Raw genomic sequence first — 9,727 nt, forward strand, 5'->3', positions numbered from 1 at the left:
GATCTCCTCCCAGGTCCAGTCGCAGCTGCCGTAGCGCGCCCTACGACTGATCGACCGGCCGTCCGGCGGATCACGCGCATGGCCCGACCCGCCGGACGGCCGCCGTCACGACTTGCGGGCGACCCCCACGTAGAGGGGAATCTCCTCGCCCCCGTGCCGCTCACCCAGCTCGGGATGCCACAGCGCCGCGAGCACGACACCGGGATCCTCCAGCTCGAGTCCCGTGAAGAAGGCGGAGAACTCGCCGCGCGAGCGCACCTGCGCCGGTGTGCCGCCCCTGCGGTACACCTCGACGACACGCGCCCAGGTCTCCGGGTCGAAGTCCCCCGTCGCGTGGGACAGCGTCAAGTAGCTGCCGGGCGCGAGTGGTTCGAGCAGCTCGCGGACGATCCGGCCGGGCTCGTCCTCGTCCGCGACCAGATGCAGGAGAGCCACGAGGGACAGGGCGATCGGCCGGCTGAAGTCGAGGGTCTCCCGGGCCGCCGCGAGGATCTTTCCCGGTTCCCGCACGTCGCCCTGGACGTAGGCGGTCTTTCCCTCCCGGGTGCTGTGCAGCAGGGCCTCGGCGTGCCTGAGGACGATCGGATCGTTGTCGGCGTACACCACGCGGGCGTCGGGGACGATCCCCTGCACGATCTGGTGGAGGTTCGGCTCGGTCGGGATGCCGGTGCCGATGTCGAGGAACTGGCGGACACCTCGCTTGGCCAGCAGCCGGGAGGCGCGGTGCATGAACCAGCGGTTGGTCCGCGCCATTTCCCTGACCGCGGGGAAGAGGGACACGACCTGCTCGGCCGCTTCCGAGTCGACCGGATAGTTGTCCTTGCCGCCGAGGAAGTAGTCGTACATGCGTGCGGAGTGGGGCTTGCTGGTGTCGATGTGGTCTGCGCCTGACCGGGCGTCTGTCATGTGGGGGCTCCGCTTCTGTGTGTGCGCGGGCGCCCATGCCGTATGTCCTTCGAACGCCCGGTCGACCGGGAGGCTAGCGAATATTCCTGAGTGCTGCCGATGCCCGCTCCGCACTCACGCATTCCCGGCGGCGACCGCCTCCCGGTACACCTCCAGCGCCGCACGCGGCTCACGCCCCAGCAGCCCGCGCAGGGCGTTGTCCTCGACGCCGCTCCCGTCAAGGAAGCCCCCGGCGATCGCCGAGTACGTCCCCACCAGCATCGGCACCTGATACGGCAGTGCCCCGCCACCCGCGGTGATCGCCTCGCGGGTCGCACCGAGCGAACCCGGCGCGTACGCCCCTCCGGCCGCTGCCGCCAACTCGGCGCCGCCCAGCGCCCGTTCGCCCACCAGCTCGTACACCCGCCCCGCGTGCTCCTCCGGCGCGCTCACCACCCGGGCCGCCACCTCCGCGAGATCCGCGCGGGCCACCGCGGCCAGCCGGCCCTCGCCCAGCGGCGCCGTGATCGTCCCGTCGGGGCCCGGCCCGGCGATATCCGCGAGGAACTCCGCGTAGAGCCCGTTGCGCAGCACCGTCCACGCCAACGGGGCGTCCCGCAGGCGCCGTTCGGTCCAGCGGTGGGCCAGCGCGTACGGCAGATGGTCGCCGTCGCCGCTGAGGCTGGTGTAGACGATGTGCCGTACGCCCGCCTTCTCGGCGGCGGAGATCGCCGCGTCGTGCCGCGCGATGACGATGTCGTCCTCGCCGTACCCTGCGGAGATCAGCAGCAGGGTGTCCACCCCGGTGAAGTCGAGGGAGGCCGGATCGTCGAAGTCCACGCGCCGCTCGGCGGCGGAACGCGGAGTGCGCGTCCCCAGCAACACGCCGTCCCGTCCCGCCAGTTCAGCAACCACCAGCCGCCCCAGCGCACCGCCCGCACCGGTCACCAGAATCATCGGAATCCCCCTCCTGAAGTGTGTGTTCCATCATTCAGGCCAGGTCCCGATCAGGTAAGGAGGCACATTGATGTCAGCAGGGCACACCGCGGTAACCACCCCGGTGCCGCAGCCGGACGAGCCCGTCATCGTCTGCGACACCCCGCAGGACGAGTGCGGCGTCCGGGACGTCCTGGACCGGCTCGGCGACAAGTGGTCCGTCTATGTCGTGGTCGAACTCGCCTCCGGCATACGGCGGTTCAAGGAACTGCAACGCGCCATCCCCGGCGACATCTCACAGCGCATGCTCACCCTCACCGTCCGGCGCCTGGAGCGTGACGGCCTGGTGAGGCGGACCGTGTATCCGACGGTTCCGCCGCAAGTCGAGTATGAACTGACCGAGTTGGGCCACAGCCTCACTCACCTCGTCAAGGCCCTGGCCGACTGGTCGATCGCTCACCGGCCGGCCATCGCCGCCGCCCGCGAGGCCTGGGACGCGGCGCGGTGAGTCAGGCCGCGAGCCGGAGGACTTCGGCCAGGCCCCGGTCGCCGGTGCGCCGGGGTCCGCGCAGGCCTTGAGGAACAACCGGGGGTCGGGCTTCTCCCGGCCGGCCTCGCAGGAGATCACGCACGCGTCGACCAGGTCCTCCAGACCGGCGTGGGTGAGATGGATCCGCAGGTCCCATGCGAAGTCGCTCACGATTGCGATGAGCAGCCCGCAGGCGCGCAGTGCGCGGAGGGTGGGTTCGGTGTCGGGGTAGGGCAGCCAGGCGTGGGGTGCGGTGAGTTCCCGGCGTAGAGCTGAGGCCGGTCGGAAAATCCCACGTACGCCCCCGGCACCTCGCTGTACGTTGTGGGGGCGCGACGACGAGAATCCTCAGCTCAGAAGGCATTTCGAGGTGTAACCACCGTGTTCCTGACGATCAGCACCACCGGCACCCCAGAACGACCGGCCACCGATCTCGGCTTCCTGCTGCACAAGCATCCCGAGAAGGCGCAGGCGTTCTCCACGTCCTACGGCAGGGCGCACGTCCTCTACTCCGAGGCGGACGCCGGGCGCTGCACGGCGGCGCTGCTGCTGGAGGTCGACGCGGTGGCACTGGTCCGGCGCGGCAAGGGCAAGGGGCGGGGCGGGGCGCCCGACGCGGCACTCGCGCAGTACGTCAACGACCGCCCGTACGCCGCCTCCTCACTGCTCGCCGTGGCGCTGAGCAGCGTGTTCTCCAGCGCGATGCGGGGCGTGTGCAATGCCAGGCCGGAGCGGGCGGGGCAGCCGATGCCGCTGCGTATCGAGGTGCCCGCGCTGCCGGCCAGGGGCGGCCCCGAGCTCGTACGGCGGCTGTTCGAGCCGCTCGGCTGGGCGGTCACCGTCGACCCCGTGGCGTTGGACGTCCGGTTCCCGGAGTGGGGCGACTCGCGGTACGTACGTCTCGTACTGGAGTCGGACGCGCTGACCCTCGCCGAGGGCCTGCGGCACCTGTACGTTCTGCTCCCCGTCCTCGACGACGCCAAGCACTACTGGGTCGCCTCCGACGAGGTCGACAAGCTGCTGCGCGCCGGTGAGGGCTGGCTGCCGGACCACCCGGAGCAGAAGCTGATCACCAGCCGGTATCTGTCGCGCCGCTGGTCCCTGACCCGGGAGGCGATGGAGCGGCTGGAGCTGGTGCGGCTGGCCGAGGCCGACGACAGCGAGGTCGAGGACATCGACAACGCCGTCGAGGCGGAGTCCGAGACCGAGGAGAAGCCGACCCCGCTCGCGGTGCAGCGCCGGGACGCGATCATCGCGGCGCTCCGGACGTCCGGCGCCGCCCGGGTCCTCGATCTCGGCTGCGGACAGGGCCAGTTGGTACACGCGCTCCTCAAGGACCGGGCGTTCACCGAGATCGTGGGCGTCGACGTGTCGATGCGCGCGCTCACCATCGCGTCCCGGCGGCTCAAGCTGGACCGCATGGGGGAGCGGCAGGCGTCCCGCGTGCAGCTCTTCCAGGGCTCGCTCGCCTACACCGACAACCGGCTCAAGGGCTACGACGCCGCCGTGCTCAGCGAGGTCATCGAGCACCTCGACCTGCCCCGGCTGCCCGCCCTGGAATACACGGTGTTCGGCTCGGCCCGCCCCCGGACCGTCCTCGTCACGACGCCGAACGTCGAGTACAACGTCCGCTGGGAGACCCTCCCGGCCGGCCACGTCCGGCACGGCGACCACCGCTTCGAGTGGACCCGCGAGGAGTTCCGCACCTGGGCGGACGCGGTGGCCCAACGGCACGGCTACGGCGTGGAGTTCGTGCCCGTCGGACCCGACGACCCGGAGGTGGGACCGCCCACCCAGATGGCCGTCTTCACCATGAACAGCACCGTGCACAAGAAGGAGGCGAAGGCCGCATGAGCGAGACCCGGAAGGGGCGGGTGCTCCCCGTCACCGACCTCTCCCTCGTCGTCCTCGTCGGCGCCTCCGGCTCCGGCAAGTCGACCTTCGCCCGCCGCCACTTCAAGCCGACCGAGGTCATCTCCTCCGACTTCTGCCGCGGCCTGGTCTCCGACGACGAGAACGACCAGAGCGCCAGCCGGGACGCCTTCGACGTCCTGCACTACATCGCGGGCAAGCGCCTCGCGGCAGGCCGCCGGACCGTCGTCGACGCGACCAGCGTGCAGCAGGACTCCCGGCGTCAGCTGGTCGACCTGGCGAAGAAGCACGACGTCCTGCCGATCGCGATCGTCCTCGACGTACCGGAGGAGGTGTGCGCCGAGCGCAACGCGGCCCGCACCGACCGGGCCGACATGCCGCGCCGGGTCATCCAGCGCCACACACGTGAACTCAGGCGTTCCATCAGGCACCTGGAGCGCGAGGGCTTCCGCAAGGTGCACGTCCTGCGCGGTGTGGAGGACATCGAGAACGCCTCCGTCGTCACCGAGAAGCGCTTCAACGACCTGACCCACCTCACCGGCCCGTTCGACATCGTCGGCGACATCCACGGCTGCGCCTCCGAACTGGAGTCGCTGCTGGGCAAGTTGGGCTACGCCGACGGCGTCCACCCGGAGGGCCGCACGGCGGTCTTCGTCGGCGACCTCGTCGACCGCGGCCCGGACAGCCCTGGTGTGCTGCGCCGGGTGATGTCGATGGTGAAGTCGGGCAACGCCCTCTGTGTCCCCGGCAACCACGAGAACAAGTACGGCCGTCACCTCAAGGGCCGCAAGGTCCAGCACACCCACGGACTCGCCGAGACCATCGAGCAGATGGACGGCGAGAGCGACGAGTTCCGGGCCGAGGTACGGGAGTTCATCGACGGGCTGGTCAGTCACTACGTCCTCGACGACGGCCGGCTGGTCGTCTGCCACGCCGGTCTGCCGGAGAAGTACCACGGCCGCACCTCCGGCCGGGTCCGCTCGCACGCGCTGTACGGCGACACGACCGGGGAGACGGACGAGTTCGGGCTGCCCGTGCGCTACCCGTGGGCGGAGGACTACCGGGGCCGGGCGGCCGTGGTCTACGGCCACACCCCCGTCCCGGAGGCCACGTGGCTGAACAACACCATCTGCCTGGACACGGGTGCCGTCTTCGGCGGCAAGCTGACCGCGCTGCGCTGGCCGGAGCGCGAACTGGTCGACGTACCGGCGGAAAAGGTCTGGTACGAGCCGACGAAGCCGCTCCGGACCGAGGCGCCCGGCGGGCACGACGGGCGGCCGCTGGACCTGGCGGACGTGCACGGGCGCCGGGTCGTGGAGACACGGCACGCGGGCCGGGTGTCCGTCCGTGAGGAGAACGCGGCGGCGGCCCTGGAGGTCATGAGCCGCTTCGCGGTGGACCCGCGTCTGCTGCCGTACCTGCCGCCGACGATGGCGCCGACGGCGACCTCGCACATCGAGGGCTATCTGGAGCACCCGGCGGAGGCCTTCGCGCAGTACCAGGAGGACGGGGTCGCGCGGGTCGTGTGCGAGGAGAAGCACATGGGTTCGCGGGCGGTGGCCCTGGTGTGCCGGGACGCGGAGGTCGCGCGCAAGCGCTTCGGCGGTGGGGGTACCTCCCGCTCGAGCGTAGCCGAGAGTGGGGGAGGGCCCACCGGCTCCCTGTACACCCGCACGGGCCGCCCGTTCTTCGACGACGAGTCGGTGACGGAGACGATCCTGGACCGGCTGCGGACGGCGATCGGCGAGGCCGGCCTCTGGACGGAGCTCGAGACGGACTGGCTGCTGCTGGACGCGGAGCTGATGCCGTGGTCGCTGAAGGCGTCGGGTCTGCTGCGCAGCCAGTACGCCGCGGTCGGTGCGGCCTCCGGGGCGGTGTTCCCGGGTGCGCTGGCCGCGTTGGAGGGCGCGGCGGCGCGCGGCGTCGACGTGTCGGACCTGCTGGGCCGCCAGCGCGAACGGGCGTCGAACGCGGCCGCGTTCACGGAGGCGTACCGCCGCTACTGCTGGACCACGGACGGCCTCGACGGCGTCCGCCTGGCACCGTTCCAGATCCTCGCGGTCCAGGGCCGCAGCCTCGCGGGCCTGCCCCACGACGAGCAGCTCGCGCTCCTCGACCGTCTCGTCGAGCACGACGGCACCAGCCTGCTCCAGACCACCCGACGCCTGTACGTCGACACCGCCGACCCCGAGTCGGTGCGGGCCGGCGTCGACTGGTGGCTGGAGATGACCGGCCGGGGCGGCGAGGGCATGGTGGTGAAGCCGGTCGGCGCGGTGGTGCGCACCGAGCAGGGACGCCTGGTCCAGCCCGGCATCAAGTGCCGTGGCCGCGAGTACCTCCGGATCATCTACGGCCCGGAGTACACCCGCCCGGAGAACCTCACCCGCCTGCGCGGCCGCTTCCTCAACCACAAGCGCTCGCTGGCGATCCGCGAGTACGCCCTCGGCCTGGAGGCCCTGGACCGGCTGGCGGAGGGCGAGCCGCTGTGGCGGGTGCACGAGGCGGTGTTCGGGGTGCTGGCGCTGGAGTCGGAGCCGGTGGACCCGAGGCTGTGACGGAACCGTACTCCCCGGGCTTGACGTCCCTTTGATGATCAAGCCCGAGGAGTACGCACCGTGCGCATCTACATCAGCGTGGACATGCGAGCGGGGCCGGCTGATGATGGCGGAGGACGTCAACGCCGCGGTCCGGGGCGCGGTCGCGGCCGACGCCACCGACGTCCTCGTCAACGACGCCCACGGCCCGATGCGCAACCTGCTGCCGGAGCCCTGCACCCGGCGGCCCGCCTCGTCCGCGGCAAACCGAGGCAGATGGGCATGATCGAGGGCCTCGCCCCGGAGCACGACGCGATGAGCGCGAACTCCCCGCCCTCTACCGGCTCTTCGGCGTGTGGATGGGCGTGGCGGCCGACCTCACCAACCAGCCCCCGTACTGCTGAGCCCCGATTGTCGTCAAGGGGACGAAAAGAAGAAGCGTCGAGCAACGGGTGAACTCCGTCCCCGGTGGTCAGGATGGAGTCATGGGATTCCATGTCGACTCCGAGGCCGGGCGGCTGCGCCGCGTCATCCTGCACCGGCCCGATCTCGAGCTCAAAAGGCTCACCCCCAGCAACAAGGACGCCCTGCTCTTCGACGACGTGCTGTGGGTGCGCCGGGCGCGGGCCGAGCACGACGGGTTCGCGGACGTGCTGCGCGACCGCGGGGTCACCGTCCACCTCTTCGGCGACCTGCTCACCGAGGCCCTGGAGATCCCGGTGGCCAGATCACTCGTCCTGGACCGGGTCTTCGACGAGAAGGAGTACGGGGTCCTCGCCACCGACCACCTCCGTGCCGCCTTCGAGAACCTGCCCGCCGCCGAACTGGCCGAGAGCCTCGTCGGCGGCATGACCAAACGGGAGTTCCTGGAGGTGCACCCGGAGCCCATCTCCGTGCGCTTCCACTGCATGGACCTCGACGACTTCCTCCTCGCCCCCCTCCCCAACCACATCTTCACCCGCGACACCTCCGCCTGGATCTACGACGGCGTCTGCGTCAACGCCATGCGCTGGCCCGCCCGGCAGCGCGAGACCGTGCACTTCGAGGCGATCTACCGGCACCACCCGCTGTTCCGTGACGAAACGTTTCGCGTCTGGTCCGAGGGGCAGGCCGACTACCCGTCCACCATCGAGGGCGGCGACGTCCTGGTCATCGGCAACGGCGCCGTCCTCATCGGCATGAGCGAGCGCACCACGCCCCAGGCGGTCGAGATGCTCGCGCACAAACTGTTCGCCGCCGGGTCGGCGGAGACGATCGTGGCGCTCGACATGCCCAAGCGGCGCGCCTTCATGCACCTCGACACCGTGATGACGATGGTCGACGCCGATACCTTCACCCAGTACGCCGGGCTCGGCATGCTCCGCTCGTACACCATCGAACCGGGCGTCGGGGACAAGGAACTGAAGGTCACCGACCATCCGCCGGAGCACATGCACCGTGCGATCGCCGCCGCCCTCGGGCTGAACGAGATCCGCGTGCTGACCGCCACCCAGGACGTGCACGCGGCAGAGCGCGAACAGTGGGACGACGGCTGCAACGTGCTGGCTGTCGAGCCCGGCGTCGTCGTCGCCTACGAGCGGAACTCCACCACCAACACGCATCTGCGCAAGCAGGGCATCGAGGTGATCGAGATCCCGGGCAGCGAGCTCGGGCGGGGGAGGGGCGGGCCGCGGTGCATGAGCTGCCCGGTGGAGCGAGACGCCGTATAGCCGCGCCGGCCGCCTAGTCAACCGTATAGAAATGCTGATCGTCGTATAGACTTCCAGTGTCCTGTTCTCGCACTTCTGGAGCGCCCCCATGGCGACAGTCCCGACCGCCCTCGCCGGGCGCCACTTCCTCAAGGAGCTGGATTTCACCGCCGACGAGTTCCGTGGTCTGATCGCGCTGGCCGCGGAACTCAAGGCGGCCAAGAAGGCCGGGACCGAGATCCAGTACCTGCGGGGCAGGAACATCGCGCTGATCTTCGAGAAGACCTCGACGCGCACGCGCTGTGCGTTCGAGGTCGCGGCCGCCGACCAGGGCGCCTCGACGACGTACCTGGACCCCACGGGTTCGCAGATCGGGCACAAGGAGTCGGTGAAGGACACTGCGCGTGTCCTCGGCCGGATGTACGACGGGATCGAGTACCGCGGGGACAGCCAGCAGAAGGTGGAGGAGCTGGCGGGCTTCGCCGGCGTCCCCGTCTACAACGGCCTCACCGACGACTGGCACCCCACCCAGATGCTCGCCGACGTGCTCACCATGACCGAGCACAGCGACAAGCCCCTGACGGAGATCTGCTTCGCCTACCTGGGCGACGCCCGCTTCAACATGGGCAACTCCTACCTGGTCACCGGCGCCCTGCTCGGCATGGACGTGCGCATCGTCGCCCCGAAGTCCTACTGGCCCGCCCAGGACATCGTCGACCGGGCCCAGAAGCTCGCCGAGACCAGCGGCGCGCGGATCACGCTCACCGAGTCGGTCACCGAGGGCGTCGCGGGCGCAGACTTCGTCGCCACCGACGTCTGGGTCTCCATGGGTGAGCCCAAGGAGGTCTGGGACGAGCGGATCGCCGCCCTCACCCCGTACGCCGTGACCATGGACGTCCTACGCGCCACCGGCAACGCGGACATCAAGTTCCTGCACTGCCTGCCCGCCTTCCATGACCTCGGCACCACGGTCGGCCGCGAGATCCACGAGAGCCACGGCCTGGAGTACCTGGAGGTCTCGGACGAGGTCTTCGAGTCGGCCCACTCGGTCGTCTTCGACGAGGCGGAGAACCGTATGCACACCATCAAGGCGGTCATGGTCGCCACACTCGGCCGACCCTAGTGCCCCGGCAGGCAGCGTTCGCCCGTCAAGGAGCGGCGTCCGGTGCGTGCTCTCGGCGTGCCGGCCGGAAGTCCTCGTACTGGATGTACTTGGGCTTTCGGCCGGTGCGGCGAGTGGGGGCACCTCCCGCGCCCTTAAGGCAGTGGGGGAGCGTGCCGGG

The 9,727-nt window shown here is 70.4% G+C and carries 7 protein-coding genes and 2 pseudogenes; 6 read left to right on the forward strand and 3 right to left on the reverse strand.

What is annotated here, in order from left to right; translation table 11 throughout:
- Positions 1–105 precede the first annotated feature (105 nt).
- Together AQJ91_RS11990 and AQJ91_RS11995 are read right to left on the reverse strand one after the other, a co-directional pair.
- Positions 106–906 (reverse strand): SAM-dependent methyltransferase, encoded by an 801-nt coding sequence (locus AQJ91_RS11990; RefSeq protein ID WP_067019516.1) that lies wholly within the window; start codon positions 904–906, stop codon positions 106–108.
- A 114-nt stretch (positions 907–1,020) separates the two neighbouring features.
- Positions 1,021–1,842: an NAD(P)H-binding protein gene (locus AQJ91_RS11995; protein WP_067019518.1), complete on the reverse strand. Its 822-nt coding sequence runs from the start codon at positions 1,840–1,842 to the stop codon at positions 1,021–1,023.
- Between the two features lie 70 nt (positions 1,843–1,912).
- Here AQJ91_RS11995 and AQJ91_RS12000 point away from each other — a divergent pair, with 70 nt between their 5' ends.
- Complete coding sequence (locus AQJ91_RS12000; RefSeq protein WP_067019521.1) at positions 1,913–2,329, forward strand: winged helix-turn-helix transcriptional regulator; 417 nt, start codon at positions 1,913–1,915, stop codon at positions 2,327–2,329.
- A gap of 111 nt (positions 2,330–2,440) precedes the next feature.
- On the opposite strand, the pseudogene AQJ91_RS57325 reads toward AQJ91_RS12000, so the two are convergent.
- Positions 2,441–2,641: pseudogene (locus AQJ91_RS57325) on the reverse strand (HAD family hydrolase); the annotation flags it as partial.
- 90 nt (positions 2,642–2,731) lie between these two features.
- On the opposite strand from AQJ91_RS57325, the gene AQJ91_RS12005 reads away from it, so the two are divergent.
- From AQJ91_RS12005 to argF, 5 genes and pseudogenes are all read left to right on the forward strand, one after another.
- Positions 2,732–4,204 (forward strand): 3' terminal RNA ribose 2'-O-methyltransferase Hen1, encoded by a 1,473-nt coding sequence (locus AQJ91_RS12005; protein WP_067019524.1) that lies wholly within the window; start codon positions 2,732–2,734, stop codon positions 4,202–4,204.
- Positions 4,201–6,777: a polynucleotide kinase-phosphatase gene (locus tag AQJ91_RS12010; protein ID WP_067019527.1), complete on the forward strand. Its 2,577-nt coding sequence runs from the start codon at positions 4,201–4,203 to the stop codon at positions 6,775–6,777. Before AQJ91_RS12005 ends, AQJ91_RS12010 begins: the two co-directional genes overlap by 4 nt.
- Before the next feature lie 88 nt (positions 6,778–6,865).
- Positions 6,866–7,074: pseudogene (locus tag AQJ91_RS49165) on the forward strand (M55 family metallopeptidase); the annotation flags it as partial.
- 167 nt (positions 7,075–7,241) lie between these two features.
- On the forward strand, positions 7,242–8,465 hold the full coding sequence (locus AQJ91_RS12015; RefSeq protein ID WP_067019530.1) for an arginine deiminase: 1,224 nt from the start codon (positions 7,242–7,244) through the stop codon (positions 8,463–8,465).
- Positions 8,466–8,553: 88 nt separating this feature from the next.
- Positions 8,554–9,567 carry an ornithine carbamoyltransferase gene (argF, locus tag AQJ91_RS12020; RefSeq protein ID WP_067019533.1) on the forward strand — a complete coding sequence of 338 codons (1,014 nt, stop codon included), beginning with the start codon at positions 8,554–8,556 and terminating at the stop codon, positions 9,565–9,567.
- The last annotated feature ends 160 nt before the right edge of the window (positions 9,568–9,727 follow it).

This window comes from Streptomyces dysideae, assembly GCF_001514305.1.
GTDB lineage: Bacteria > Actinomycetota > Actinomycetes > Streptomycetales > Streptomycetaceae > Streptomyces > Streptomyces dysideae.

Bases quoted from the DNA above. Each gene is read 5' to 3' on its own strand.
- AQJ91_RS11990 (WP_067019516.1), bottom strand. From the start codon at position 906: ATGACAGACGCCCGGTCAGGCGCAGACCACATCGACACCAGCAAGCCC.
- AQJ91_RS11995 (WP_067019518.1), bottom strand. From the start codon at position 1,842: ATGATTCTGGTGACCGGTGCGGGCGGTGCGCTGGGGCGGCTGGTGGTT.
- AQJ91_RS12000 (WP_067019521.1), top strand. From the start codon at position 1,913: ATGTCAGCAGGGCACACCGCGGTAACCACCCCGGTGCCGCAGCCGGAC.
- AQJ91_RS12010 (WP_067019527.1), top strand. From the start codon at position 4,201: ATGAGCGAGACCCGGAAGGGGCGGGTGCTCCCCGTCACCGACCTCTCC.
- AQJ91_RS12015 (WP_067019530.1), top strand. From the start codon at position 7,242: ATGGGATTCCATGTCGACTCCGAGGCCGGGCGGCTGCGCCGCGTCATC.
- argF (WP_067019533.1), top strand. From the start codon at position 8,554: ATGGCGACAGTCCCGACCGCCCTCGCCGGGCGCCACTTCCTCAAGGAG.